Genomic DNA, 26,938 nt, shown 5'->3' with positions numbered 1-26,938 from the left:
ACATGGCTGACACAGACGACGGACTGCAGAACGCAGCGATTTTCCTCATGTCGCTGGGCGAGGAGGAAGCGGCCGAGGTGTTCAAGCACTTCTCGCCCAAGGAGGTCCAGCGCCTGGGCGAGACGATCGCCCGCATGCGGACCGTCTCGAAAGAAAAGGTGGACGAAGTCATCGACAAGTTCACCCGCGAGGCGGCTTCCCAGAGTCTGCTGGTTTCCGACACCGACAACTACGTCCGCGCGGTGCTCAAGCGCGCCCTGGGCGACGACAAGGCCAGCTTGCTGATCGACCGCATCCTGCAAGGGGGCGACGTATCGGGCATCGAGAGCCTGAAATGGATGGACCCGATTTCGGTGGCCGAGCTGCTGCGCAACGAACACCCACAAATTCTGGCGGCCATTCTCGTGCACCTGGACCAGGACCACGCCGCCAATATTCTGAAACACTTCACCGAACGCACCCGCAACGAGGTGATGCTGCGCATCGCCACCTTGGAAGGCATTCAGCCCACGGCCCTCAAGGACCTCAACGAGGCGCTCTATCAGGTACTGGCCGGCGGCGACAAGATCCGCAAGAGTTCCCTGGGTGGCGTCAAGACGGCGGCCGAAATCATCAACCTGCTGGGCAGCAGCCTGGAGGCCACGGTGGTGGACTGGATCCGCGAAAACGACCCGGACCTGGCCCAAAAAATCATGGACAAGATGTTCACTTTCGAGGATCTGCTCAAGCTGGACAACAAGGCGATCCAGATGGTGCTCAAGGAAGTGGCGTCGGACGCGCTGGTCATCGCGCTCAAGGGTGCCAGCACCGAGCTGAAGGAAAAAATCCTGGGCAATATGTCGAGCCGGGCCGCAGAGGCCTTACGCGAGGACCTGGAATCCCGTGGGCCGGTGCGCCTGTCGGAGGTGGAAAACCAGCAGAAAGACATTCTGAAGGTGGTGCGCCGACTGGCCGACGAGGGCCAGATCGTTCTGGGCGGAGGTGGAGACGATGCCTTCGTCTAGCCGCTCCACGCACTACCACCGCTTCATCCCCAGCGAGGAGGTGCAAGAGGTGGAGGCCTGGGTGTTCAAGCCGGTGGATGGCAGCGAGCCCGAGGCCACCAGCACGACGCCAGAGGAAGCCACCCCCAGCCTGTCAGCCGAAGCGGTGGAGGAGATCCGCCAACAGGCCCACGCCGAAGGGTTCGAGCAGGGTCGGCTGGCCGGCGCCCAGGAAACCCGCGATGCCCTGGAAAAACAGCTGCAGCGCCAGACACGCGAGCAGGCAAACCGGGTGGCCCATGTGATCCAGCAGGCGCAAGCCGGGTTCGACCGGCTGGAACACGAACTGGCCGACCAATTGCTCGAACTGGCCTGCGACATCGCTCGTCAGGTGGTGCGGCGAGAACTCGCTCAGCCCATGGAGCCGCTGCGGGCGGTGGTGCAGGAAGCGCTCTCGCTCGCAGTGGACGACGGCCGCCCGGTCACCCTGCGCCTGCACCCCGACGACGCCGCCCTGATGCAATCCGCCGACACGGAGCTGCAAACGCCGCTGCGGATTCAGGTGCAGCCGGACCCCCATATCAGCCGGGGGGGTTGTGTGGTGGAGAGCGCCCACGCCACGGTGGACGCCCGCATCGAAAAACGGTGGGCACGCGCAGTGGCCAACCTGGGGTTGGAAACGCCTTGGCAGCCCGGGGAGGAGGCCGATGTCTGACACCCTGAGCAGCCAGCGCTGGCAGCAGTTCCTGACCGTGGCCCGGCAGGCAGCCAGCCAGCACACGCCCTTGGAGACCAGTGGCAAGCTGATCCGCCTGGCTGGGCTGGTGCTGGAAGCCGAGGGCGTGAAAGCACCCGTGGGTTCGCAGTGCGTGATCGACATGCACGACGACCCCGACACCGCCGTGCTGGCCGAGGTGGTGGGCTTCAGCGCAGAGCGCGCTTACCTCATGCCGGCGGGTGACGTGCAAGGCTTGTCCAGCGGCGCGCGCGTGCGCCCGCTGGCGCCCTACCGGCCCCGGCCCCGGCTGGGCCAAGAACCCAAACCACTGGCCGCCAATGACCGCGGCGTGCTGCGCCTGCCTTTGGGCAAGGGACTGCTGGGGCGCGTGGTGGATGCACATGGCCACCCGCTGGACCACCGTGGCCCGTTGCAGAACGTCGAAGTCGAGCCGCTGGAACGTGCGCCGATCAACTCCATGGATCGCGCCCCGGTGCGTGAGCCGCTCGACACCGGGGTGCGCGCCATCAACGGTCTGCTCACCGTGGGACGAGGGCAACGCCTGGGCCTGTTTGCCGGTTCGGGGGTCGGCAAAAGCGTGCTGCTCGGCATGATGGCACGCTATACCCAGGCCGATGTGATCGTGGTCGGTCTGATCGGCGAGCGCGGGCGGGAGGTCAAGGAGTTCATCGAGGACATCCTGGGCCAGGACGGCCTGGAGCGCTCGGTCGTCGTCGCTGCTCCGGCCGACTCCCCGCCCTTGCTGCGCATGCAGGGGGCACACTACGCCACGGCCATTGCCGAACGGTTCCGCGACGACGGCCTCCATGTGCTGCTGCTCATGGACTCGCTGACCCGGTATGCCATGGCCCAACGCGAGATCGCCCTCGCCATTGGTGAACCCCCCGCGACCAAGGGCTACCCCCCAAGCTGTTTTGCCAAACTGCCGCAACTGGTGGAACGCAGCGGCAACGGCCCGCAGGGCAAGGGCTCCATCACGGCCTTCTACACCGTACTTTCCGAAGGCGACGACCAGCAGGACCCGATTGCCGACGCCGCCCGGGCCATACTGGACGGCCACATCGTGTTGTCGCGCGGCATGGCCGAGTCGGGCATTTATCCGGCCATCGATGTGGAGGCCTCTGCCTCCCGGGTCATGCACAACGTGGTCACGCCCGAGCACCAGGAGCAGGCGCGCCGTTTCCGCCAGTTGTATTCCCGCTACCAGAAGAGCCGCGACCTGATCCAGCTCGGCGCCTACGTACCCGGCAGCGATCCCGAAACCGACCGTGCGATTCAGTTGTTTCCCGCCATGCAGAGCTTCATTGCCCAAGACATGAACGAACAAGCACAGTTCGACGACAGCGTCCAGCAACTGGCACAAGCCATTGGCGAAGGCCGCAGGAGCACCGAGGCATGAGCGCGCCCCACACCCTGCACACGGTGATCGAGGTCGCCACCCGCGAGCGCGACGAAGCCCTGCGGGCACTGGCCCAAGCCCGGCATGAACAACACCAGGCGCTGCTCCAGATGAGCCAGTTGCAGGGCTACACCGCCGAATCGCAGCAACGCTGGAGTGCCCGGGCCGGCTCGGGCGTCTCGGTGGCTTTGCTGCACGCTCAGCAAAACCTCATGAGCAAGCTGGAACATGCCGTGCAGTTTCAGCAGGGTGTGCTGCAACGACTGGCTCAAAGCGTGCAGCGGCATGAGCACGCCGTACTGGAAAGCGAACGCAAGCTCGCCAGCCTCAAAAAATACCAACAGCGGCGCCACGAAGCCTGGCAGCGCCAGCAGCAGCGCCAGGAACAGAAGGCCAACGACGAAATGGCCGCCACTCAGCACCGCCAACACAGCCAACACAGCCCATGGAGGCCGACCCCATGAAACCCGAAGCCGTTTCCCCCGCCCGCCCCCCCGAGCATGCACACCCGCAGCGCGCTCAAGGCACCAAGCCGGACGACACACCGGCAGACCTGTTCGCCACCCTGCTGTTCACCGCCGACCAGGGGTTGGCCGGGTCGCCGCCCCCCCTGGATGAAGCGGAGGCCGACCCGCGCCAGACATTGGATACCGCCGCCTGGCTGGCCACCTCCTCCTTGCCCGCAGAACCTCCCTCGGATGCCGACCCGGTCTGGAACGAGCTGGCCGCCCTTGGGGTGGGTGCCGAGCCGCCCTCCGATGAGACGGCCGTGGCGGCAACGGCCCATCGACATGCCTCTTCGGGGCACGACGCCCAGCCGGTCGGGCAATGGGTATCTACCGTGGCCAAAGCGCGCCCCAAGACACCGCCCCAGCCACTGCTGACGCAACCGACGCCAGCCAGCGCCGAGGCCGCGGGGCAGAACCCGCCACAGACCGACCTCAGCACTTGGCACATGCACAAGGCCGCTCAGGCTGGCAGCCTGCCGACCGACACATGGGGCAGCCCGGAAGAGCTGGAGCTTGCCACAGGGGGAGCTTCCAGCGCGGCCGAGCGCTCCGGCGAGCAGCGCGAACCCAACCAGGGCCAACGGGGTGAGGCGGGCCGCGTCATCCTGGACGCACCCGGTGCTTCCCGGCACGCTCAGGACGCGCCAGCAGGCCGCAGCTTTGCGGCGGTGCTCGGCCAAACGCTGGGCCACGCCATGGACGACGCCTTCGAACAACTCGGCACACAGGTCAGCCTGTGGGCCGCCGGCAACGCCAAAAAGGCCAGTCTGCGGCTCGAAGCCGGCTTGCGCGAGGCCCTGGATGTGGAGGTGAGCCTGCAGGGCGACAAGGCCCACCTCGCCTTCCGGACCGATGACGCCCAGGTCCGCGATGCCCTCAGAGCACAGGCTCAGGAGGTGCTGGCCCAGATGTTGGCTCGTACCGGCATCGCGCTGGAGGGGCTGTCGGTCGGCAGCCAGGACCGGGACCATGCCCAACAACCAGGCACCGGGGACCGCTCCCCCCGTAACTCGAATCCCGACCCCGAAAGTCCGGCCACGCCTGCAGCAGTGCCACTGGGCCGCATCACCGGCGCGGGGCTGAGTGTTTACGCCTGAAACCAATCCTCACCCCTGGCCGCCGGCGATGCCATCAATTGCCGGGTGTTGACCGGTTTTTTCGGGCTCAAGGCGTCAACAGCGGCCCGCATAATCGGCATGACACAATATGCCAGTGAAGGGCCTCCGGGCCCGGTCTCGCGTATTTTTGAACTGGAAGGCAAATCCGATGGCCGACAAACCCGCCGCTGACGCCGAAGCCAAACCCAAGAGCAAGAAGCTGCTCGTCATCATCCTGGTGGTGGTGCTGGTGTTGCTCCTGGGTCTGGGTGCTGCCGCATTCCTGCTGCTCAAGAGCGGCAGCGGCGACGATATCGACGACCCCGAGGCCACCACCCAGCCGGTGCGCGACAGCCGCCCCCGCACACCCCCACAGTACATGGCTCTAGACCCGGTGGTGATCAACCTGGCAGACCCCGGTGCCATTCGCTATGCCCAGGTGGGCATCACCCTGCAGGTGGACAGTGCGGCAACGGCCGATCGGATCAAGGCCTATCTGCCCACCGTGCGCAACGGCATCCTGCGCCAGATCTCGCGGCGCACCGCTGAAGAGCTGTTGCGCCCGGAAGGCAAGGACCAGTTGGCCCAGGACATCCTGGATTTGGTGCGCGAGGAAACCGGCCTGGCCCCGGTCCGGGGCGAGAGCCCTGTTCAGGCGGTACTGTTCTCCAGCCTGATCGTGCAGTAACTCAAACCCTGCTGCGAGACACGACCATGAGCGAAGCCTTTCTCTCCCAGGACGAGATCGATGCCCTGCTCGAGGGCGTCACAGGGGAAAGCCAAAAACTCGCCAAGGAAGAGTTCGATTCAGGCGGCATCCGGTCTTACGACCTGTCGAGCCAAGAGCGGATCGTGCGTGGGCGTATGCCCACCATGGAGGTGATCAACGAGCGTTTCGCGCGCAACCTGCGGGTCGGGCTGTTCAACTTCATCCGCCGCAGCCCCGAAATCTCGGTGGGCACGGTACAGGTACAGAAGTACAGCATGTTCCTGCGCGAACTCGTGGTTCCCACCAACTTCAACATCATGGCCGTGCGCCCGCTGCGCGGCAGCGGCCTGATCGTCTGCGAGCCGACCCTGTTGTTCGGCGTGATCGACAGCCTGTTCGGCGGCAACGGCAAATTCCCCACCCGGATCGAGGGGCGCGACTTCTCCCCCACCGAACAGCGCGTCATCAACCGCTTGGTCGATGTGGTGTCGGAAGAGTACAAAAAAGCCTGGAAAGGCGTCTATCCGCTGGAACTGGTGTACCAGCGCTCCGAGATGCAGCCACAGTTCGCCAACATCGCCACCCCCAGCGAAATCGTGGTCAGTACCAGCTTCACCCTCGAAATCGGCGATCTGACCGGCTCCTTGCACCTGTGCATCCCCTACTCCACGCTGGAGCCGATCCGTGATGTGCTGTACTCCACCTCCCAAGGCGACTCCATGGAGGTGGACCGGCGCTGGGTCCGATTGCTCAGTCACGAAATCCAGTCCGCCGAGGTCGAGCTCACGGCTGAACTGGCCACCACCAGCGCCACCATCGAGCAGTTGCTTGCCATGAAGGTGGGCGACTTCATCGAGCTCGAACGCGAGCGGCTGATACAGGCCAGGGTGGACGGGGTACCGGTGATCGAAGCCGAATACGGCACCCACAACGGCAAATACGCCCTGAAAGTTCAACGCCTGCTGCGGGAGCGAGACGCGGTGTGGCACGGAGAACAGCATGACAAATGAAAACGACAAGCCCAGCGAGACGGTGGACGACGAGGCCCTGGCCGACGACTGGGCACAGGCGCTGCAGGAACAGACCTCCAGCGGCGGGGGCGACGACTTCGCCAAAGGAGCCCCGCATTTCGACGGAGAGACTCCGGCCCCGACGGGGAACAACGACATCAGCATGGTGCTGGACATCCCGGTCCAGCTCTCGGTCGAGCTCGGACGCACCAAGGTGCCGATCAAGTACATCCTGCAGCTCGCGCAGGGGTCGATCGTGGAACTCGACGCGCTGGCCGGTGAACCCATGGACGTGTTGGTCAACGGCTACCTCATCGCCCAGGGCGAGGTGGTCGTGGTCAACGAGAAATTCGGCATACGCCTGACCGACATCGTCACACCTTCCGAACGCCTGCGCCGCCTGAGCCGCCACTGATGACCCCATCGTTCACCGCATTTGCGCCCGCACTGGGCCTGCTGCTCCTGATGGGGCTGCTGGCCTGGGGCGTGCAATGGATCAAGAAGCGCACCGCCCCCGTGGGCACGGGCCAGGGAGCACAGCTGCGCGTGGTCTCCCAGCTCATGGTAGGCCCGCAGCAGCGTGTCGTGGTGGTGGAACTGGACGGCCCGGAGGGCCCGGTACAACTCACACTGGGCGTGACACCCCAGACCGTCAACACCCTGCACACGCAGAGCGTGCCCGTGGGAACGAGCTACCGGCAGGTGGCCCAAGCCCTGGAGACCGGGCACCGGCATGGGGAGTCACGCCCATGAGCCGGCGCGGCACCGGTTGTGCCTGGCGTTGGCTCGCAGGCAGCCTGCTGCTGGCCTGGACAGGCCTGGCCTGGGCCCAGGGAGCCCCGCAAGGTACCCTGCCGCTGCTGGTGGGGCAAGGACCGGGGGGGACCAGCTATTCGGTGCCCATCCAGACGCTGCTGTTCTTCACCGCCCTGTCGTTCCTGCCCGCGGTGCTGCTGATGATGACGTCCTTCACCCGAATCGTCATCGTGCTGTCCCTGATGCGGCAGGCGCTCGGCACCCAGTCGGCTCCGCCCAACCAGGTGATCGTGGGCTTGTCGCTGTTTCTCACGCTGTTCGTCATGGGCCCCACGCTGGACCGCGTGTACGAGAACGCTTACAAGCCCTACACCGACAACACGATCAGCTTCGAGGAGGCGCTGGCCCGGGGTGAAGCGCCCATGCGCGAGTTCATGATGCGCCAGACACGCCAATCCGACTTCGAGCTGTTCGCCCGGCTGGGCCAGCTCGGCCCCGAAGTCACCGTCGAGAACGCGCCGCTGCGCGTGCTCGTGCCGGCCTTCGTCATCAGTGAGCTGAAAACGGCGTTCCAGATTGGCTTCATGATCTTCATCCCCTTTCTGGTGATCGACATGATCGTGGCCAGCGTGCTCATGTCGCTCGGCATGATGATGCTCTCACCCGTGCTGGTGGCGCTGCCCTTCAAGCTCATGCTGTTCGTACTGGCCGATGGCTGGAACCTGCTGGTGGGTTCGCTCGCCGCCAGCTTCAGCACCTGACCCCCTCACAGCCCACGCATATGGACGCACAAGCGGTACTCACCATCGGGCAGAACGCCCTCTTCACCCTGCTGGCGGTGGCGGCCCCGGTGCTCGGCACGGTGCTGCTGGTCGGCTTGGTGATCAGCCTGTTCCAGGCACTGACGCAAATCAACGAAGCCACCCTGTCCTTCGTGCCCAAACTGGTGGCGGCGGTGGCGGTGTTTGCCATCGCCGGCCCGTGGATGCTGGTCACGCTGGTGGACTTCATCCGGCGCCTGTTCCAGTCGATTCCGAGCTACGCCGTCTGAAGGGCCGCCCGCGATGGACGGCCCGATGATCAGCTTCACCGAAGCGCAGATCATGGCGTGGGTAGCGCCCATCTTCTGGCCGTTCCTGCGCGTGCTGGCGCTGTTTGCCAGCGCTCCGATTTTTTCGGCCCGCTCGGTCCCGATGCGCACCAAGATCGGCCTGGCCTTCGTGATCGCCGTCTGCATTCAGCCGGCGCTGCCGCAGCCCCCCATGATCTCCCTCACCAGCCCGCAGGCGCTGGGTGCGGTGATCCAGCAGATCTCCATCGGAGTGGCCATCGGGCTGGCGGCTCGCATCGTGTTCGCCGCCATGGAAATGGCAGGCGAGATCATCGGCCTGCAAATGGGGCTGAACTTCGCCGGCTTCTTCGATCCGACCACCAACTCACAGGCGAGCACGGTCGGACGCTTCTTCGGCAACACCTCCATGCTGCTGTTCATCGTGATGAACGGGCACCTGCTGATGATCATGGCGGTTGCCTCCAGCTTTCAGACCTTCCCCGTGGGCGACGGCATGCTGGAGGCGGTGCGCACGATGCGGCTGCATGAGCTCGGCGCTGTGATCTTCTATTACGGCCTGTGGATTGCCCTGCCAATGATCGGGATGCTGCTGTTCGTCAACGTGGTGATGGGCATCGTCTCGCGCATCGCACCGCAGATGAACGTCTTCGCCATCGGCTTTCCCCTGACGCTGTCGGTGGGGCTGCTCGGCATCGCCTTCACCCTGCCCATGCTCGACCGGCCGGTGATGCAGCTCATGCGCGTGCTGGCCGACCTGTTCATCGGCGGCTGAGAAGCCCGCAACAGGCCCCGCCGCTCACACCAATTTGTTGCGAATGGCGTACACCGTGAGTTCGGCATTGTTGCTCAGGCCCAGTTTTTCCAGCACCCGCGCCCGATAGACGCTCACCGTTTTGGGGCTGATCATCAGTTCCTCGGCGATCTGAGACAGTTTCTTGCCGGAAGCGATCTTGCGCAGCGTCTGCAATTCGCGCTCGGAAAGGCTGTCGTGCAGCTCGGCGCTTTCCGGCGCCTGGAGGTGGTTGGCCAGCAGCTCCGCTATTTGCGCCGTGATGTACTTGCGCCCTTGGGCCACGGTGCGCACCGCCAGCAGCAGATCGGCCGGGTTCCCCCCTTTGTTCAGATAGCCCATGGCACCGGCCTTGAGGCAGCGGATCGCGTACTGGTCCTCGGGGTACATGGAGACCATGACCGTGCGCACGGGCGAGCCTTCTTCCTGCAGCACCGAGAGGATTTCGAGCCCGCTGCGCCCGGGCAAGTCCACGTCGAGCAAGAGCACGTCGGGCCGATTCTGGCGCAGTGCCTCGCGCAGGCTGGAGTAACCATCGGCTTCGGCCACCACCTGGATGTCGGTGGCCTCCATCAGCGTGTCGCGCACCCCGCGACGCACCACCGCATGGTCGTCGCACAACACCACCTTGATCATTCGTTGTTCTCCCAATCTTTCGGGGGGTCGCCGTGGAGCGGCAAGGACAGAATCAGCGTCATGCCCTGCCCGGGCGCAGTGACCACGTCCAGCCACCCCCCCACGCTGCGCGCCCGCTCCTGCAGGCCGAGCAGGCCAAACGACTGCTGTTTCGCCAGTTCCTGCGCCGCTGCACCGCATCCATTGTCGGTAATTTCGAGCGTGAGGACCGCCTCCAAGTCGCTCAGTTCCAGCGTCACTTCGGTGGCGTGGGCGTGCTTGAGCACGTTGGTCAACGCTTCCTGCGCCGTGCGGTACACCACCATGGCCACCGCGGGCGCCACCTCCGCCCGCAACTGACCCTTGAGCCTCACCCGCAGCCCGGTCCGCTCGGCAAAGGTGTGGGTGAGCCATTGCAACGCTGGCATCAGGCCCTGGTCCAAGACGGCCGGGCGCAGGTTGCGCATGATGCGCTGGCTCGCTCCCAAGGCATGTTCCGTCATTTCCAGGGCGGCGCGTATGTGCCCCTGCGCTTTCGGATCGCTGATGTGCCGCGCCAGCCAGGACAAGTCCAGCTTCGCGGCGGCGAGCGAACCGCCGATGTCGTCGTGGATCTCCCGGGCGATGTCGGCGCGCTCGCGGTCGATACTGGCCTGCAGGTGCTCGGTGAGGTCCACCAGCCGGCGCCGCGACTCGGCCAGTTCCGCCTGGGCCACGGCTTGCGCCAGCCGCGAGGCATGGAAATCCAGCGCACGCTGCAACACCGCAGGCAAGCGGGCCAGCCGGTTCTTGTCCACATAGTCGCTGACACCGCGCACCATGGCATCGGCCACCGTGGCCTCGCCGATGGCGCCGGATACGATGATGAATGGCATCTCCTGCTTCGTCGCGCGCAGCCACTCCCAGGCGTCCATTCCCGAAAAACCCGCCAGATGATAGTCGGCAAGCACGGCGTCCACGCCGCCTTGCCGGACGCAATCCTGAAAGTCCTCGAGCCGATCGACCAGCGTCACCACGCAAGCCAGATCGCTGCGGTCGAGCGTTCGCAGCACCAACTCGTGGTCTGCGGGATTGTCCTCGAGATGAAGGATGTGCAAATCTGTCAAACTATCCTCTGATGAATAGACGGGTGCCGCCCTGGCCTGATCTGCGCGAGCTCTGACCGAAAATTGTCGTTATTCTGAGCGATGTCATGCGCGCAGCCTAGTCTAGACTTCGGCTCGGCCTTATATTTACACATGTGTCAATGTTGACCGGACCTCCGCGCGCCGCCCATGCCAGAATCCATCGATCCACCGAACTCCAAACGCCGCTGGCCACGCGAGGAATACACCACCGTGGAGCCCATTGCCCAGCGCTCTGATGAGCCGGCCGTGGAAATGGAAGTATCGGTGGTCGCCGATCTCCAGGACTCGCTGCTCGTCGCGATGAACGACCTCAAACGGCTGGAAGGTCTGCTCGACCACGCCACCAGCAACCTGCTGGACCGTTTCAACCGCGCCATCCAGGTCACCGGAGAGCTGCCGGACGATCCGCGCTTCAACGAGTTGCGCGAGGCTTTGCAGCTGGCGGTCACGGAGTTGCAGTTCCACGACATGGCCACCCAGCTGCTGGTACACATAGGCAAAGTGCTCAAGGGCTGCGCGTATATTCTGGCCGATCAGGCCATGGAGCCGGACGAGGAAGAAGTGGGCGTGGTGGTCACGCACCTGCCCAAGAACCCCAACCCGGTCACCCAAAGCGAAATGGACGCCGGCTCGATTGAGCTGTTCTGAGCCACCGACATCAACCGTTCCCAAGAAACAAGGTAATCACATGCACTCGATACTCGCCGTTGACGACTCGGCCTCCATGCGCAAGATGGTGTCCTTCACCCTCGTCGGCGCCGGCTTCAAGGTGGTGGAAGCCGTGGATGGCGTGGACGCCTTCGAAAAAGCGGAGAAACAGCACTTCGACCTGGTGCTGACCGACCAGAACATGCCACGGCTCGATGGCATCGGGCTCACACGCAAGCTGCGCGAACACCCCAAGTTCAAAACCACCCCTATTCTGATCCTGACCACGGAATCCAGTGACCACATGAAACAGGCCGGCCGTGCCGCCGGGGCAACGGGTTGGCTGGTCAAACCCTTCGACCCCAACCGTCTGATCGAAGTGATCCACAAGGTCATCCGCTGAGCCCCAGGACACGCCCATAACCACAACCGAGAACCGCCCATGGCAGACGACAAGAACGACGGATTCGACCTGACCCAGTTCTACCAGATCTTCTTCGAGGAGGCTGGTGAGAACCTGGAGCAGATGGAACAGCAACTGCTCAATCTGGATCTCGAGACGGTCGATGACGAAGAGCTCAATGCGATCTTCCGTTGTGCCCACTCCATCAAGGGCGGCGCAGCCACCTTCGGTTTTGAGGACGTGGCCGAACTGACCCACCAGATGGAGTCGTTGCTCGACAAGCTCAGGCGCCATGAGCTCACGCCCACCATGCCCATGGTGGACGTGCTGCTCGAATCGACCGACGCCCTCAAGGGTCTGCTGGCTCGCCACCAAGGCCTTGGCGGCGAGCCCCCTGAGACCTCGGGCTTGGTGCAGCGCATCCGCGTGCTCGCCAGCGCAGGCGCGCCTTCGGCACCCGCCGTCCAACCCCCTCCAGCTCCACCTCCACCAGCGCCCCCTGCGCCTGCATCGGCTCCGACTGTAGGTGGCATGCCCGCCGCCGCACTGCCCGGTGCCACCCGCCAGTTGCTGGCGGTGATCGGTCCGCTCGACGACCTCAGCCTGGCCGATCCGATCCGGGAATTGTTCCGCGACATCGCCGGGCTGGGCACCATCACCGGCGAGCGAACCGACAACGGTTGCCGGGTGTACGAGATCACCACCCAGAGCTCCGACGACGAGCTGCTCGACCTGTTTGCCTTCCACGTGGCCAAGGAAAAAATCCAGCTGTTGCCGGCGGGCGCGAGCACCCCCCCCGTGGCCGCTGCACCCGCCGCAGACACGGGCGCCGAACACAGCCACGACATCATCGAACAAGGCTATGGCCTGTTCGCCGGAGCACCCGGCAGCCCGGTCGCCTCCACCGTCACGTCCCAAAGCGGCGCCACCGTCCCGGCCCAGGATTGGGTTCAGGGCTACGGGCTCTTCCCTGGCGCGCCGGGCAACCCGCTGACGCCACGCGAACACGCCGAAAGCCTGCTGGCCGAATCGCAGTCGCTGGCAGCAACCGGCACGAGCGCGGCCACCGCGCCGGCCGAGACCAAGGCCCGCGAAGCCGCCAAAGCATCCCGTACCGCTTCCACGGCGCAGATGGAAACCACCACCCTGCGGGTGTCGGTCAGCAAAATCGACCAGCTCATCAACCAGGTGGGCGAACTGGTAATCACCCAGGCCATGCTGGCCCAGTACAGCCGCACCCTGGATGCCACGCTCAACCAGCAACTGCTGGCGGGCCTTGCCGATCTGGAGCGCAACACGCGGGACCTCCAGGAATCGGTCATGTCGATACGCATGATCCCGATGTCGGTGGTGTTCAGCCGCTTCCCGCGCATGCTGCGCGACCTGGCTGGCAAACTGGGCAAAAAGGTGGAGCTGATCACCCACGGCGAGGCCACCGAGCTGGACAAGGGGCTGATCGAAAAGATCACCGACCCCCTCACCCACCTGATTCGCAACAGCTGCGACCACGGCATCGAACTGCCCGATGTGCGCATCGCCAACGGCAAGCCGGAAGTCGGCACGATCACCTTGTCGGCAGCCCATCAAGGCGGCTCCATCCTCATCGAGGTGCGCGACGACGGCAAGGGCCTGAACCGGCAAAAACTGATCGACAAGGCCCGCTCCAAAGGCATGGACGTCTCTGATGACATGCCTGACCAGGAGGTGTGGCAGCTCATCTTTGCACCGGGCTTTTCCACGGCCGAGGTCGTCACCGACGTCTCCGGCCGAGGCGTGGGCATGGACGTGGTGAAGAAAAACATCGCCTCGCTGGGTGGAACGGTGGAAATCGACTCCTCCGAAGGCTTCGGTATGAGCGTGAAGGTGCGGCTGCCGCTGACACTGGCCATCATGGACGGCATGACGGTGCGCGTCGGCAACGAGGTCTATATCCTGCCCCTGTCATCGGTGGTCGAGTCCTTCCAGGTGGAGGCCACCTCCATCAACACCGTGGCGCAGAATGCCCAGTTGGTGAAGGTCCGCGACGAGTACATGCCGGTGATCGAAATCGACAAAACTTTCGATGTGCCGCGCCCCGCGGACGACCCTTCAGCCAACAGCATCATGGTCGTCATCGAATCCGACGGCTCACGGGTCGCCCTCATGGTGGACGAACTGCTCGGACAGCAGCAGGTGGTGATCAAGAATCTCGAATCCAACTACAAGAAGGTTCCCAACGTCTCCGGTGCCACCATCCTGGGTGATGGCAGTGTCTCGCTGATCCTCGACACCTCTGCCCTGGTTCGGCGCGCTCGCCTCTGAAGGTGGCGATTTCACGATCATGTCTGACGAGATCGCGCTGCAGAATCGGGAGTTCGCCTGGACCGCGGCTGACTTTCATCGCATCAAGGAGCTGATCTACCGGCATGCGGGCATCAGCCTGCATGAGGGCAAACAGGCCATGGTGTACAGCCGCATCGCCCGGCGTCTGCGCGAGACGGGCCACCAGAGCTTCCGGGAGTACCTCGACTGGCTGGAACGCCAGGGAGAAGGGGACGAGTGGCAGGAGTTCGTGAACGCCCTCACCACCAACCTCACGTCCTTTTTCCGCGAAAACCACCACTTCATCGAATTGGACCGACTGGTCCGAGCCGACCCGAGCCACGACTGGAAGATCTGGTGCTGTGCCGCCTCGACCGGTGAGGAACCCTACTCCATTGCCATCACCATGGCCGATGCGCTCGGCCTCAACGGCCGTTTCCAGATCTGGGCCAGTGACATCGACACCAAGGTGCTGGCCACCGCTTCGCGCGGCATCTACAAGCTCGAGGGCCTGAAAAACCTCAGCAACGCTCAACTCCAGAAATACTTCCTCAAGGGCAAGGGCGCCAACACCGGGCTGGCCCGGGTGCGGCCCGAGTTGCAAAAACACATCCAGTTCTTCACCCTCAACCTGATCGAGGACCATTGGAGCCTGAAAGAGACGTTCGACGTGGTCTTCTGTCGCAACGTCATGATCTATTTCGACAACCCCACCCAACGGCAGGTACTGGCGCGCATCCACCGACTGATGAAGCCCAAGGGCACCCTGTTCGTCGGGCACGCTGAAAACTTCAGCGATGCCCGCAACCTGTTTGCCCTGCGTGGCAAGACCGTTTACGAAAAAGTCTGAGCCCCATGCACCGAAGCATCGAATACCTGCACCAGCTCAAGTCCCGGCCCCGCAAGCCGGGTGAGGCGTCCTTTTTCTTTCACGACCAGCATTTCAAGTACAACGCCGCCAAAGTCCTGCCCGGAGAATACTTCGTCGCCAGCGAGGACGTCATCATCATGACCGTGTTGGGCTCCTGCATTGCCGCCTGCATCTGGGACTCCCGGCTGCGCATCGGCGGCATGAACCACTTCATGCTGCCGGACGGCGGGGCCGACACCTCCGGGCGCTACGGCTCCTACGCCATGGAACTGCTGATCAATGAACTCATCAAAATGGGCTCTTCCAGGGAGTACATGCAGGCCAAAGTGTTCGGGGGCGGGGCGGTCATCTCCGGTTTCACCAGCATGAATGTGGGGGAGCGCAACACCAAATTCGTCATGGACTACCTGGCCACGGAGCGGATTCCGGTCGTCTCCAAGGACGTGCTCGACATCTACCCGCGCAAGGTGGTGTTCTTCCCGGTGACGGGCAAGGCCATGGTCAAACGACTCGCCCACGCCCACCCGGAAACCCTCGAATCCCAGGAACGCCAGGGCGTGGCCACCCGTGTGGTGCAGTCCACCGCTGGCGGCTCCATCGATCTGTTCTGAATCTGACCCATAACCCATGCAAAAAATCAAGGTGGTGGTGGTTGACGACTCGGCGCTGGTGCGCAGCCTGTTGACCGAGATCATCAACAAGCAGCCCGACATGGTGTGCATCGGTGCCGCCAACGACCCGCTGCAGGCCCGAGAGATGATCCGTGAACTGAACCCGGACGTGATCACGCTCGACGTCGAAATGCCCAAGATGGATGGGCTGGAGTTCCTGTCTCGGCTGATGCGCCTGCGGCCGATGCCGGTCGTCATGGTGTCCACCCTGACCGAACAAGGGGCGGACACAACCCTGCGCGCGCTCGAGATGGGGGCGGTGGACTTTGTGGCGAAGCCCCGTATCGGGGTGGCCAGCGGCTTGTCGGCGCTGGGCGACGAGATCGTCGAGAAAATCCGCATTGCCAGCAAAGCCCGGGTATCGAGGCATGTGGCGCCACCGGCGCCACCGACCATTCCCCGTGAAGAGGGGGCTTCGGTATCCAGGCCGTTGGGTACGACGCGCCTGCTGTCCACCGAAAAGGTCATCTGCATCGGCGCTTCCACCGGGGGTACCGAGGCGATCAAGGAAATCCTGACCGAGTTGCCGGCCGACTCACCCGCCATCGTGATTACCCAACACATGCCCGCCGGGTTCACCACCAGTTTCGCGGCACGGCTGGATTCTCTGTGCAAGATCCGCGTGTCCGAAGCGGTGGACGGACAGCGCATCCTGCCCGGCCACGCCTACATTGCCCCGGGCGGCCGACAGTTCCATATTGAACGCAGCGGCGCCAACTATGTGGCGGCGGTCGATGACTCGCCGCCAGTTAACCGGCACAAGCCATCGGTAGAGGTGCTGTTCAAATCCTGCGCCCGGGTGCTGGGCCCCAACGCGATCGGTGTGATGCTGACCGGCATGGGAGCCGATGGCGCCACCGCCATGAAAGAAATGCGCGACGCCGGCAGCTACAACTATGCTCAGGACGAAGCCAGCTGCGTCGTGTTTGGCATGCCCAAAATGGCGATCCAAGCCGGGGCGGTGCATGAAGTGTTACCCCTTAAGAGCATCGCCAAGGCCTTGATGGAGCGCGTCAACAGCGCGGGAGGCGTGCGCCATCGCATCTGAAACGCTGGGCGGGAAAAGCCATCAGACCAGCCGGTCGAGATTGACGCCTTGCGTGCCTTTTTCGGATACCGCAGAGGTTCGCGTGTAGTTTTCGGTGGCTTCGGCCGCCCGTTCAGACAGGAGGGCCGGCCTGGGCGGAAACAGCATGTCAGCGCGAGCCGCCGCTGCTGCACGAGCCTCTTCGCCAATCAGCATGTCCACCGCGGCGCGGCTGGCTTTCCACATGTTCGGCAGCAGTTCCTTGATCTGGGTGTCCATGGCCTCCAGCGCCGGATTGTTGGCCTCGCGGGCCTGTTGCGCCTGTTCCTCGCGCTGCCGCTGCGCTTCTGGTACCTGCTGCTGGAATTGCGGGCCTGGTCCCGCCCGCTGCGCTGCGTCTGGCTGTTCGGTATCGGCAGGAGGCCGGGCTGTGGGCTCCTGTGCCGTGGAGGGCTCGCGAGCTTCGGTGGCGTCGTCTCGGCCACGGACCGACGCCGCGCTGCCCTGAGGTATGTCGCCGGTGCGCTCTGGTGCGGCGGCATTGTTGAAGTTGTTGACGCGCAGGGCCTCGCCGGTCGGGTTGACCGGCGGCAAGGACGACGGGGCATACACCACCTGGGCGCGCGAACCTTCGCCTGCCGGTGCCACCGGAGCCACCACCCCCTGGTTCTCAGGAGTCACAAGGTCGCTGGCTTTGGCAGGCGTGGCGGGCTGCACACGCGAAACCGTCGGCGCCTGAGGCGGCACCGGCGAAACAGCCACAGATGAAATGGTCAACATGACAAACTCCTCAGCAGAGCAACCTGCAGACGGGATTCCCGCTTTTCTCTCCTTATCGGCCATTCTGTACCCAACTTTAGGAAATCGAGAAAAATTTTTTACCTTACGCCAAGCCGTAAAATCTTGGCACGGCGAACAGCGCCCGACTTCTATCTCTTTTCACCCGTTTTTTCCCCGAGGCAAACCATGACCGTGACCCCTTCCATGTCCGACCGCGACGGCAAAATCTGGATGGATGGCCAGTTGGTGGACTGGCGCGACGCCAAGATCCACGTGCTGACCCACACCCTCCACTATGGCTGCGGGGCGTTCGAAGGGCTGCGTGCCTACAACACCGTCAACGGACCGGCCATCTTTCGCCTGCAGGAACACACCGAGCGCCTGTTCAACAGCGCCAAAATTTTGCGCATGAAGATCCCGTTCACCCAGGAAGAGGTGAATGAAGCACAGAAATCCGTGATTCGCGAAAACGGGCTGGACAGCGGCTACATCCGCCCGCTGACCTGGATCGGCGACAAAAAACTGGGCGTCAGCCCCAAAGGCAACACCGTTCACCTGATGGTGGCGGCCTGGGCCTGGGGCGCCTACCTCGGTGAAGAAGGTCTCAAGCGCGGCATCCGCGTCAAGACCAGCAGCTATACCCGCCACCACGTCAACATCACCATGACGCAGGCAAAAGCGGTGAGCAACTACACCAACTCCATCCTGGCCAACATGGAAGCCACCGAGGAAGGCTACGACGAGGCGCTGCTGCTGGATGCGGCGGGCTTTGTTTCCGAGGGTGCAGGCGAAAACATCTTCCTGATCAAAAACGGCGTGATCTACACCCCCGACCTGTCGGCGGGCGCGCTCAACGGCATCACTCGCAACACGGTGTTCCATATCGCCAAGGATCTGGGCCTGGACATCGTGCAGAAGCGCATCACCCGCGACGAGGTGTACATTGCCGACGAGGCGTTCTTCACCGGCACGGCGGCTGAAGTCACGCCCATCCGCGAACTGGATCGCATCGAGATCGGCGCTGGCAGCCGCGGCCCGATCACCGCAAAAATACAGGCGGCGTTCTTTGACATCGTCAACGGCCGCAACCCCAAGTATGCCCACTGGCTGACCCAGGTTTGATTGCCATGAGCCAAGCTCCCGCCACCATTGAAGTGACCGCCAAGGACCTCAACGCCCACGGCGGCGTGTTTTGCCCCAGCCCGCTGGCCCACATGAAACTCTGGAACAGCCATCCCAAGGTGTACCTGGACGTGGCCAAGACCGGGGAGGCCCGCTGCCCGTATTGCGGCACGGTGTACCGGCTCAAGGCCGGCGAGGCCGTGGCGCACGGGCATTGATCAATCTCGCTGATCCCAAAAATCCGCCACATTGCCCCAGCTGCGCAATTCCGGCGGCAGCTCGGCCTGCAATTGGATCTGTGTGCCTTCCACGGGATGGCGGAAGCCCAATTGCCATGCATGGAGGAACATGCGTTTCAGACCAGACCGCTGCAACTGCCGGTTCAGTTCGAAGTCGCCGTATTTGTCATCCCCCGCAATCGGGTGTCCGCCATGGGCCAGATGCACTCGAATCTGATGCGTGCGCCCCGTCTTGATCGTCACCGCCAGCAGGGTGAACCGCTGTTCGGCGTCGGAAGGCCAACCGGGAGGTGGGTTCACCCTGCTCAACACCTTGACCAGACTGATTGAGCGCATGCCCTCTGGATCGTCCGGGGCAGTGACCCGAACCCGGCGTTCGCCATCGGGCAGCAGGTATTTGTGCAATGGCATATCCACCACCTTGCGGCTGACCGGCCAGTGGCCCTTGACCAGCGCGAGATAGGTTTTCCCGGTGGAACGCTCGCGAAACTGGTTTTGCAAGTCGCGCAGCGCGCTTTTTTTCTTGGCCACCAACAAAATACCGCTGGTTTCCCGGTCCAGACGATGCACCAATTCGAGCGTTTGGACCTGCGGGCGAGCCTGGCGCAACTGCTCGATCACCCCAAACGACACCCCGCTGCCGCCGTGCACCGCCACGCCCGCCGGCTTGTCCACCGCCAGCAGTGCCGCATCTTCAAACAAAACCGGAAATTCCCGGGCGGGCACCGGCGGGGCCACGGTGGCAGATCGCTGCGGCAGGCGCAGCGGCGGAATGCGCAGCACATCTCCAGCGCGCACCCGGGCATCCGCCTGCGCCCGCCCTTTGTTGAGGCGCACCTCACCAGAGCGAATGATGCGGTACACATGCGTCTTGGGCACCCCCTTGAGCTCGCGCAACAGGAAATTGTCCAGCCGCTGACCATCGGAGTCGGAATCCACCGTCAGATGCTGGACAGCAGGGGGGGAAACAGGCGCGTGGGTTGCCATGCGAACAGTTGAAACCGGTGCGAACACGGTTTGTGGTGTGAAAAGAAAATGACGTCTGCCCCGCCGAAACCCTATAATGAGGGCATCCAGTCGCGATTGGCAAGTGTTTGATTGGCCTTCAAGTTTAAGGCACGCACGAGTGACAGTCGGCCTGGATCTGGTAGCCCGCCCTGGCAGCCGCCTTTGTGTGCCGATGGATCGGCACGGGTGGCGCCGGGGTCATACCGACGTTGTCGTTCAGCGAACCCGATACGGAATACCCCTTACGCCCAGCCGCCGGCCAGAAGCAGGCGGGGCTGGGCGTGGACTCAAGTGAACTCAAAGAAGCCCAGGCAAACGCCGTGTCCGACACCGACTTGCCCCCTTTGATCACCCGACTCCGCGCGCCTATGTCCAGGCGGGCCTGAGCCTGCACGGTTGCGCTTCGCGCACCGCAGCCCTCAAACGCCCAGGACTCTCCGGCAATTCCTCCTCGTTCGCAACCTCCACGGCGGTTCGTGGCTGTATGCCCGATGACGGGCCGTTGTGATCGTGATGAGGAAAACCAAGACATGAAGCGCATGTTGATCAATGCCACGCAAGCCGAAGAGCGCCGCCTGGCCATCGTGGACGGGCAGAAACTGCTCGACTACGAAATCGAAATCGAGGGGCGCGAACAGCGCAAGGGCAACATCTACAAGGCCGTGGTCACCCGCGTGGAGCCGTCGCTGGAGGCCTGCTTTGTGGACTATGGCGAGGAACGCCACGGCTTCCTGCCGTTCAAGGAAATCTCGCGTCAGTACTTCCAGGGCAATGTGTCGCCGTCGCAAGCACGCATCCAGGACGTCATCAAGGAAGGCCAGGAGCTGCTGGTTCAGGTCGAGAAAGAGGAGCGCGGCAACAAGGGCGCAGCGCTCACCACCTTCGTCAGCCTGGCGGGGCGCTATGTGGTGCTGATGCCCAACAACCCGCGTGGCGGTGGCGTGAGCCGCCGCATCGAGGGAGAAGACCGCGCGGAGCTGAAGGCGACGCTGGACCAGCTCGAATACCCCAACGGCATGAGCATCATCGCGCGGACTGCCGGCATCGGCCGTGATGCGGCAGAACTGCAGTGGGACTTGAACTACCTGCTCAAGCTCTGGAACGCGATCGACGGGGCCGCCAAGGCAGGCAAAGGGGCCTTCCTGATCTACCAGGAGTCCAGCCTCGTCATCCGGGCCATCCGCGACTACTTCAACAGCGACATCGGCGAGATCCTCATCGACACCGATGACATCTATGAGCAGGCGCATCAGTTCATGAGCCACGTGATGCCCGAACACCGGCAGCGCGTCAAGCGCTACCGCGACGACGCGCCGCTGTTCAGCCGCTTCCAGATCGAGCACCAGATCGAGACCGCCTACAGCCGCACCGTGCAACTGCCCAGCGGCGGCGCCATCGTGATCGACCAGACCGAGGCACTGGTGGCGGTGGACGTGAACTCGGCACGCGCCATCAAGGGCGGGGACATCGAGGAAACCGCCTTGCGCACCAACCTGGAAGCCGCCGACGAGGTGGCGCGCCAGGCGCGCCTGCGCGATCTGGGCGGCCTGATCGTGATCGACTTCATCGACATGGAGGAGAGCAAGAACCGCCGCGAGGTGGAGAACCGCCTGCGCGACGCCTTGCGCCAGGACCGCGCCCGCGTGCAATTCAGCTCGATCAGCAAGTTCGGCCTGCTGGAGATGAGTCGCCAGCGCCTGCGCCCCACACTCGCCGAAGGGGCCTCCATCCCCTGCCCGCGCTGTGGTGGCTCCGGGCATATCCGCGACACCGAATCGTCGGCTCTGCAGATCCTGCGCGTGATCCAGGAAGAGTCGCTAAAGGACAGCACCGCCGCCGTGTTCGTGCAGGTGCCGGTGGAAGTGGCCAGCTTCCTGCTGAACGAGAAGCGCACCGAGATCACCAAGATCGAGCTCAAGCAGCGCATCAACGTGCTGCTGGTGCCCAACAAGTCACTGGAGACGCCACACTACAAGCTGGAGCGCATCAAGCACGACGACCCGCGCCTGGACAACCTGGACGCCAGCTACAAACTGGCTGAAGAAGTGGACGATGTCGCCACCTTCACCCGCCGCAACCAGGAACGAGCGAACAAGCAGGAGCCGGTGATCAAAGGCGTGCTGCCCGACAGCCCAGCACCGGTGGCGGCCCCCAAGCCGGACACGACACCTGTCGCCACGGTGGCGGCCACGCCTCAGCCCTCCGCCACGACCGCCGTCGAAACCGCCGTCGAAACCGGCTTCATGGCTTGGCTCAAACGGCTGTTCGGCATGACACCCGCTGCCACACCCACGCCCTCCACACCCCCTGCACCGGCCAGCGCCTCCCCTGCCGCTGCACCCGCTCGCACCGACACGCGAAGCGCTTCAGGCCGTGGCGGCCGTGGCCGTGGCAGCGAACGGCAGGGCCTGCGCAGCGAAACCACCGAACCGGCCCGCAATGGGGAGGCGCGTCGTGGTGAGCGCGCGGCCCGTGAGGAGCGCCAGACGGGTGGCGAAGCCCGTCAGGAGCGCCCCGAGCAGCGGCGTGGTCAGCGGTCTGAGCGTGACAGCCGCAAAGAGGCCGCCCGCGAAGGCGCTGCGGTGGAAGCCACCGCTGTGACCGAAGCCACCGGCACCGACGCCGTGGCGGCCGAGCCACCACGGCGCGAGCGAGGTGAAGGCCGCCGCCGGGGTCGTGGCGAGAACCGGCGAGCACTGGAAGAGGCGGCCGACACCACCTCCGCACTGGCCAACACCACGCTCGACACCCCGTCCATGCCCTTGGACGAACCGGCAAGCGAGACCTCGGCCACCGACGAGACCACCCCAAGCCGCCATGGCCGCCGCAGCCGCGACCGCTATGGCCGCGACCGCCGTCAGCGCAGCGAAGAAACCGCAACCGCCAGCGAAGCCACCATGGAGATCGCGCCCGCCGAGCCAGCGACGCAGGTGCCAACCGCGACCGATGAAGCGCCGGTGCGTTCCTACTTCACCATGCCGGTGGCCATGCCCCAGGACGAGCCTGCGGTGACGCCGGCCTTGACTGTGGTTCATCCCGCCGAAGCAACTGACGCGCCCCCGCCACCAGCCCCTGCCGTGGAAGCGCCCATACAGCCAGCGGCCACTGGCGAGCGCGCCATCACCCCGGTGCAGCCACCCGCTCCCTATGTGCTGGACGTCGAAGGATTGACACAGGTGGCTCAGGCGGCCGGCCTTCAGTGGGTCCAATCCGATGCCGGCAAGGTGGCGCAAACCCAGGCGGCGATGGCGGCAGAACCGCCTCCCATCCGGGTGCCGCGCGAACCCAAGCCGGTGCCCGTGCTGGATGACGGCCCACTGGTGCTGGTGGAAACCCGTCGTGACCTGCGCACCATGAAACTGCCCTTCGAGGCCTGATCGCGAACCGGCCATCGTTCATGGTCCATGGGGTTTGACACAGGTCAAACCCCATCGGGCGACAAGACCTTATCCTGCCTGCCATGCCTGAAGCCACTACCGAATACCCTCCCGTCCCCGACTTGGTATGGACGGCCGACCTGCAGACCGGCGATGCTCGCATGGATGCCACGCATGAAGCATTCGTGCAGATGTTGGCTGAACTGCGCGCCCTCCCCCCCGAAGATCAACTGCCGCTGTTTCGCGAACTGACCGCACACACCGTCGAGCACTTCGAGCAAGAGGACCGCTGGATGCTGGCCACGGGCTTTACCGCCGACAACTGCCACACCTTACAACACCGAAGCATCCTCGATACGCTGAAGGCCGTCGAGGCACACTACCTGCAAGGTGACACCGAGATCATCGGCCGCATGGCAGATGCGCTGGCCGAATGGTTCCCCATGCACGCCCGCAGCATGGACGCCGGCCTGGCGCAACACATGCGATCGCTGGGATTCGACACCCGCACCGAAACCCTACCCGACCCCTCACGGGTACGCCCGGCCAGCATGAGCGGATGCGGCAGCGTCACCTGCAGCTGAGGTTGCTCCCAATTTATTTCACACCGGCCTGTCACGCTTTCACATGACAGGCCGGGAGGTTGGAAGCTACGATCACGGTCGATCTGTCCCGAGGAGAAAAGACGCATGCCCGTGATCACCCACATCGAAGACCTGCGACAACTGGCGCGCAAGCGCGTGCCGCGCATGTTCTACGACTATGTTGACAGCGGCTCGTGGACGGAAAGCACCTACCGTGCCAATGAGGCCGACTTCCAGTGCATCAAACTGCGCCAGCGCGTGGCGGTGAACATGGAAGGCCGCACCACGCGCACCACCATGGTCGGGCAGGAGGTCGCCATGCCGGTGGCCATCGCACCCACCGGCCTGACCGGGATGCAGCACGCCGACGGAGAAATCCTCGCCGCCCGCGCAGCCAGGAAGTTCGGCATTCCCTTCACCCTGTCCACGATGAGCATCTGCTCCATCGAAGACGTGGCCCAGCACGCCGGCGAAGGTTTCTGGTTCCAGCTCTACGTGATGCGGGATCGCGACTTCATCGAGCGGCTGATCGACCGCGCCAAGGCGGCACACTGCTCGGCCCTGGTGCTGACGCTGGACCTGCAAATCCTCGGCCAACGCCACAAGGATTTGAAAAACGGCCTCTCGGCCCCGCCCAAGCTCACGCTGGCCAACCTGATCGACATCGCCACCAAACCGCGCTGGGCGCTGGGCATGCTGGGCACGCCGCGCCGACAGTTCGGCAACATCGTCGGACACGTCAAGGGCGTGGACAACATGGGCAGCCTCTCGGCCTGGACGGCGCAGCAGTTCGATCCGCGCCTGAACTGGGGCGATGTGGAATGGATCAAAAAACGCTGGGGCGGCAAGTTGATCCTCAAAGGCATCCAGGACGAGGTGGATGCCCGGCTGGCGGTCGAATCCGGCGCGGACGCGCTGATCGTGAGCAACCACGGGGGACGCCAGCTCGATGGAGCCGAAAGCAGCATTCGCGCGCTGCCCAAGATCGTCGCCGAGGTCGGCGGCAAGATCGAAATCCACATGGACGGAGGCATCCGTTCCGGGCAAGACGTGCTCAAGGCCCGGGCGCTCGGCGCCCAGGGCACCTACATCGGCCGGGCTTTTTTGTACGGCCTCGGTGCCATGGGCGAAGCCGGTGTGACCAAGGCCCTGGAGATCATCCACAAGGAGTTGGACATCACCATGGCCTTCACCGGGCACACCGACATCAACAGGGTGGACCGCAGCATTCTGCTGCCGGGCACCTTCCCGACGGCCTGAACCCTGGGCGGACGGGTCAAATCGAGATGCCCGGATCCCCTGCCATGTCGATGAGCTTGGGCGTGTTGATCTTCAAGGGCTTGATCACCTTTTTGTCGCGCAGGTAGCCGCTGACCACATCCCAAATGGGCGTGCCTTGTACCCCTTCCTGGACCGAGGCCCAGCCGGCCACCTTGTACTTCTTGTCCGCCTCGATGGGCTTGCCCTTGAGCATCATGTTGTTGATGCGCTGACCCATGGGGGCTTTCGGTGAACAGGTGTACTCCAGGCCGCCGACACGGACCATGTCCCCACCCTGCTGGAAGTAGGGGTCGGGGTTGAAGATGTTGTCGGCCACGTCTTCCAGAATGGTCTTGATCTCGGCGCCGGTGAACTCGTTGAGCGTGGTGGCCGGGTAGGTCAAGGCCATCTGGTCCATCATGCGCTCGTAGGTGATGGTGTCACCGGCCAGCAGGCTGGTGCCCCAGCGCACGCCGGGGGAGAAGGCGATCTCGGCGCCACGCACCTCCATCAACGCATCGCAGATCAACTGGTCCCAGGAACCGTTGAAATTGCCTCGACGGTACAGCGTGCCTTCGGTGACAGCCAGCTTTTCCTCCAGTTTGTCCTTGTAGGGGGCACGCACCTTGTCGATCAGTGCCTGCATCTCGCGGTCGGCGGGCAGGAAGTTGGAGAACACCGGCATGAGTTTGTAGCGGTAGTCCTGGATCTTGCCACCGCGCACATCGAAGTCCAGCACGGCCAGGAACTTGCCGTTGGAGCCGGCGTTGGTGACCAGCGTCTGCCCACCGGCATTGCGGACCACCACCGGAGCCGGCATACCGTCATGGGTGTGTCCGCCCAGAATGGCGTCGATACCGCGCACGCGCGAGGCCATCTTGATGTCCACGTCCATGCCATTGTGCGACAGCACCACCACCACCTGTGCGCCCTTGGCGCGGCACTCGTCCACCATCTTCTGCATGTGGTCTTCCTGGATGCCGAAGGTCCAGTCGGGCACGAAGTGGCGTGGGTTGGCGATGGGGGTGTAGGGAAAGGCCTGGCCGATGACGGCGATCTTGACGCCGTTTTGTTCCTTGAAGGTGTAGGGCTCGAAGACAAGGTCTTCAAAGTCGGTGGTCTTGACGTTGTGGGCCACGAAGTCGATCTGGCCTTTGAAGTCTTTCTCGATGATCTCCTTCACCCGCTGGGCGCCAAAGGTGAATTCCCAGTGCGGGGTCATGATGTTGACGCCCAGCAACTTGCAGGCATCGACCATGTCCTGGGCATGGGTCCAGAGCGAGGTGGCCGAGCCCTGCCAGGTGTCGCCCCCGTCGAGCAGCAGTGCATGCGGGCGTTCAGCCTTGATGCGCTTGACCAGTGTGGCCAGGTGCGCGAATCCCCCCACCTTGCCATAGGTCCGGGCGGCCCGGTCGAAGTCGAGGTAGGTAAAGGCGTGGGCCTCAGGGGTACCGGGCGGGATACCGAAGAATTTGAGCAGGTTTTCGCCCACGATGTGAGGCGGTCGCCCCACGGCTTCCCCGACCCCCAGGTTGACGTTGGGCTCCCGGAAGTAGATCGGCATCAACTGCGCGTGGCAGTCGGTGAAATGCATGAAGCTGACGTTGCCAAACTTGGGCAGGTCATAGAGGCGCTGGGCAGCACCGTGGTGGCCGGCCAGAACGTCCCGGTGGCCGATGGCCATGCCGGAGGCGCTGGCCACCGCCAGGACCTGTAGGAATTCACGTCGGCTGAAGCTCATGGGTTCATCCTCTTTGGTTGTTGTAAAGGTAGTAGGAAAAAAGGCCAGCGATTGCTGGCCTGGTACTTGCTCTGAACGATCAAGAAATGGTGGCCTCGTC

General features: G+C 64.1%; 28 protein-coding genes. 23 read left to right on the top strand and 5 right to left on the bottom strand.

Annotated features, from left to right (window positions below; translation table 11 throughout):
• Positions 1 to 2: 2 nt before the first annotated feature.
• The 12 genes from fliG to fliR all read left to right on the top strand — a co-directional run bounded on the left by fliG (position 3) and on the right by fliR (position 9,046).
• Positions 3 to 1,004 carry a flagellar motor switch protein FliG gene (fliG, locus tag HZS63_RS08080; protein WP_180683545.1) on the top strand — a complete coding sequence of 334 codons (1,002 nt, stop codon included), beginning with the start codon at positions 3 to 5 and terminating at the stop codon, positions 1,002 to 1,004.
• The gene (locus HZS63_RS08075; RefSeq protein ID WP_180683544.1) at positions 991 to 1,698 is read left to right on the top strand and encodes a FliH/SctL family protein; all 708 of its coding nucleotides are present in this window, start codon (positions 991 to 993) and stop codon (positions 1,696 to 1,698) included. The genes fliG and HZS63_RS08075 overlap by 14 nt, the downstream gene beginning before the upstream one ends.
• Complete coding sequence (gene fliI, locus HZS63_RS08070) at positions 1,691 to 3,121, top strand: flagellar protein export ATPase FliI (RefSeq protein WP_180683543.1); 1,431 nt, start codon at positions 1,691 to 1,693, stop codon at positions 3,119 to 3,121. Before HZS63_RS08075 ends, fliI begins: the two co-directional genes overlap by 8 nt.
• Positions 3,118 to 3,585 carry a flagellar export protein FliJ gene (gene fliJ, locus HZS63_RS08065; protein WP_180683542.1) on the top strand — a complete coding sequence of 156 codons (468 nt, stop codon included), beginning with the start codon at positions 3,118 to 3,120 and terminating at the stop codon, positions 3,583 to 3,585. The genes fliI and fliJ overlap by 4 nt, the downstream gene beginning before the upstream one ends.
• On the top strand, positions 3,582 to 4,727 hold the full coding sequence (locus tag HZS63_RS08060) for a flagellar hook-length control protein FliK (RefSeq protein ID WP_180683541.1): 1,146 nt from the start codon (positions 3,582 to 3,584) through the stop codon (positions 4,725 to 4,727). Before fliJ ends, HZS63_RS08060 begins: the two co-directional genes overlap by 4 nt.
• Positions 4,728 to 4,896: 169 nt before the next feature.
• Positions 4,897 to 5,415, top strand: a complete 519-nt coding sequence (locus HZS63_RS08055) for a flagellar basal body-associated FliL family protein (RefSeq protein ID WP_180683540.1) — start codon at positions 4,897 to 4,899, stop codon at positions 5,413 to 5,415.
• A gap of 26 nt (positions 5,416 to 5,441) precedes the next feature.
• Complete coding sequence (gene fliM, locus HZS63_RS08050) at positions 5,442 to 6,446, top strand: flagellar motor switch protein FliM (protein WP_180683539.1); 1,005 nt, start codon at positions 5,442 to 5,444, stop codon at positions 6,444 to 6,446.
• Entirely contained in the window at positions 6,436 to 6,861 is a 426-nt protein-coding gene (gene fliN / locus HZS63_RS08045; protein ID WP_180683538.1) for a flagellar motor switch protein FliN, read from the top strand. Before fliM ends, fliN begins: the two co-directional genes overlap by 11 nt.
• Entirely contained in the window at positions 6,861 to 7,199 is a 339-nt protein-coding gene (locus HZS63_RS08040) for a FliO/MopB family protein (protein ID WP_180683537.1), read from the top strand. The genes fliN and HZS63_RS08040 overlap by 1 nt, the downstream gene beginning before the upstream one ends.
• Positions 7,196 to 7,963: a flagellar type III secretion system pore protein FliP gene (fliP, locus tag HZS63_RS08035; protein WP_180683536.1), complete on the top strand. Its 768-nt coding sequence runs from the start codon at positions 7,196 to 7,198 to the stop codon at positions 7,961 to 7,963. The genes HZS63_RS08040 and fliP overlap by 4 nt, the downstream gene beginning before the upstream one ends.
• A 20-nt stretch (positions 7,964 to 7,983) precedes the next feature.
• On the top strand, positions 7,984 to 8,253 hold the full coding sequence (gene fliQ / locus HZS63_RS08030; protein WP_180683535.1) for a flagellar biosynthesis protein FliQ: 270 nt from the start codon (positions 7,984 to 7,986) through the stop codon (positions 8,251 to 8,253).
• 25 nt (positions 8,254 to 8,278) lie between these two features.
• Positions 8,279 to 9,046: a flagellar biosynthetic protein FliR gene (gene fliR / locus HZS63_RS08025; protein ID WP_180683630.1), complete on the top strand. Its 768-nt coding sequence runs from the start codon at positions 8,279 to 8,281 to the stop codon at positions 9,044 to 9,046.
• A gap of 24 nt (positions 9,047 to 9,070) precedes the next feature.
• Here the strand turns inward: fliR and HZS63_RS08020 are convergent, their stop codons facing one another.
• Positions 9,071 to 9,700, bottom strand: coding sequence for a response regulator (locus tag HZS63_RS08020; RefSeq protein ID WP_180683534.1), 630 nt, complete (start codon positions 9,698 to 9,700; stop codon positions 9,071 to 9,073).
• Entirely contained in the window at positions 9,697 to 10,776 is a 1,080-nt protein-coding gene (locus HZS63_RS08015) for an ATP-binding response regulator (RefSeq protein ID WP_246316252.1), read from the bottom strand. Before HZS63_RS08015 ends, HZS63_RS08020 begins: the two co-directional genes overlap by 4 nt.
• A 240-nt stretch (positions 10,777 to 11,016) precedes the next feature.
• Here HZS63_RS08015 and HZS63_RS08010 point away from each other — a divergent pair, with 240 nt between their 5' ends.
• Genes HZS63_RS08010 through HZS63_RS07985 form a run of 6 tightly spaced genes read left to right on the top strand, consistent with a single transcriptional unit; the run spans position 11,017 to position 16,748 of the window.
• Positions 11,017 to 11,454 (top strand): hypothetical protein, encoded by a 438-nt coding sequence (locus HZS63_RS08010; protein WP_425505940.1) that lies wholly within the window; start codon positions 11,017 to 11,019, stop codon positions 11,452 to 11,454.
• Positions 11,455 to 11,494: 40 nt separating this feature from the next.
• Positions 11,495 to 11,857, top strand: a complete 363-nt coding sequence (locus tag HZS63_RS08005; RefSeq protein WP_180683532.1) for a response regulator — start codon at positions 11,495 to 11,497, stop codon at positions 11,855 to 11,857.
• 39 nt (positions 11,858 to 11,896) lie between these two features.
• Positions 11,897 to 14,158: a chemotaxis protein CheW gene (locus HZS63_RS08000; protein WP_180683531.1), complete on the top strand. Its 2,262-nt coding sequence runs from the start codon at positions 11,897 to 11,899 to the stop codon at positions 14,156 to 14,158.
• A 19-nt stretch (positions 14,159 to 14,177) separates the two neighbouring features.
• The gene (locus HZS63_RS07995; RefSeq protein ID WP_180683530.1) at positions 14,178 to 15,008 is read left to right on the top strand and encodes a CheR family methyltransferase; all 831 of its coding nucleotides are present in this window, start codon (positions 14,178 to 14,180) and stop codon (positions 15,006 to 15,008) included.
• Positions 15,009 to 15,013: 5 nt separating this feature from the next.
• Positions 15,014 to 15,640 (top strand): chemoreceptor glutamine deamidase CheD, encoded by a 627-nt coding sequence (cheD, locus tag HZS63_RS07990; RefSeq protein WP_180683529.1) that lies wholly within the window; start codon positions 15,014 to 15,016, stop codon positions 15,638 to 15,640.
• Between the two features lie 16 nt (positions 15,641 to 15,656).
• Positions 15,657 to 16,748 (top strand): protein-glutamate methylesterase/protein-glutamine glutaminase, encoded by a 1,092-nt coding sequence (locus HZS63_RS07985; RefSeq protein WP_180683528.1) that lies wholly within the window; start codon positions 15,657 to 15,659, stop codon positions 16,746 to 16,748.
• Positions 16,749 to 16,769: 21 nt separating this feature from the next.
• Here the strand turns inward: HZS63_RS07985 and HZS63_RS07980 are convergent, their stop codons facing one another.
• Positions 16,770 to 17,507 (bottom strand): hypothetical protein, encoded by a 738-nt coding sequence (locus HZS63_RS07980; RefSeq protein ID WP_180683527.1) that lies wholly within the window; start codon positions 17,505 to 17,507, stop codon positions 16,770 to 16,772.
• Positions 17,508 to 17,693: 186 nt separating this feature from the next.
• Between HZS63_RS07980 and HZS63_RS07975 the strand changes: the two genes are divergently transcribed.
• Together HZS63_RS07975 and HZS63_RS07970 are read left to right on the top strand one after the other, a co-directional pair.
• On the top strand, positions 17,694 to 18,629 hold the full coding sequence (locus HZS63_RS07975; RefSeq protein WP_246316251.1) for a branched-chain amino acid transaminase: 936 nt from the start codon (positions 17,694 to 17,696) through the stop codon (positions 18,627 to 18,629).
• Positions 18,630 to 18,634: 5 nt separating this feature from the next.
• Complete coding sequence (locus HZS63_RS07970; RefSeq protein WP_180683526.1) at positions 18,635 to 18,847, top strand: zinc-finger domain-containing protein; 213 nt, start codon at positions 18,635 to 18,637, stop codon at positions 18,845 to 18,847.
• Here the strand turns inward: HZS63_RS07970 and HZS63_RS07965 are convergent, their stop codons facing one another.
• Positions 18,848 to 19,855: an RluA family pseudouridine synthase gene (locus HZS63_RS07965; protein WP_180683525.1), complete on the bottom strand. Its 1,008-nt coding sequence runs from the start codon at positions 19,853 to 19,855 to the stop codon at positions 18,848 to 18,850.
• Between the two features lie 551 nt (positions 19,856 to 20,406).
• Here HZS63_RS07965 and HZS63_RS07960 point away from each other — a divergent pair.
• From HZS63_RS07960 to HZS63_RS07950, 3 genes are all read left to right on the top strand, one after another.
• Positions 20,407 to 23,253, top strand: a complete 2,847-nt coding sequence (locus HZS63_RS07960; protein ID WP_180683524.1) for an Rne/Rng family ribonuclease — start codon at positions 20,407 to 20,409, stop codon at positions 23,251 to 23,253.
• An 83-nt stretch (positions 23,254 to 23,336) separates the two neighbouring features.
• Positions 23,337 to 23,837, top strand: a complete 501-nt coding sequence (locus HZS63_RS07955; protein ID WP_180683523.1) for a bacteriohemerythrin — start codon at positions 23,337 to 23,339, stop codon at positions 23,835 to 23,837.
• Between the two features lie 105 nt (positions 23,838 to 23,942).
• On the top strand, positions 23,943 to 25,097 hold the full coding sequence (locus HZS63_RS07950) for an alpha-hydroxy acid oxidase (protein ID WP_180683522.1): 1,155 nt from the start codon (positions 23,943 to 23,945) through the stop codon (positions 25,095 to 25,097).
• A 16-nt stretch (positions 25,098 to 25,113) separates the two neighbouring features.
• Here the strand turns inward: HZS63_RS07950 and soxB are convergent, their stop codons facing one another.
• Positions 25,114 to 26,838 (bottom strand): thiosulfohydrolase SoxB, encoded by a 1,725-nt coding sequence (soxB, locus tag HZS63_RS07945; protein ID WP_180683521.1) that lies wholly within the window; start codon positions 26,836 to 26,838, stop codon positions 25,114 to 25,116.
• Positions 26,839 to 26,938 lie beyond the last annotated feature (100 nt).

The sequence above is a fragment of the Tepidicella baoligensis genome (assembly GCF_013432195.1).
In the GTDB taxonomy this organism is placed as follows: Bacteria; Pseudomonadota; Gammaproteobacteria; order Burkholderiales; family Burkholderiaceae_C; genus Tepidicella; species Tepidicella baoligensis.
This window is presented reverse-complemented; position numbering and strand designations above follow the sequence as displayed.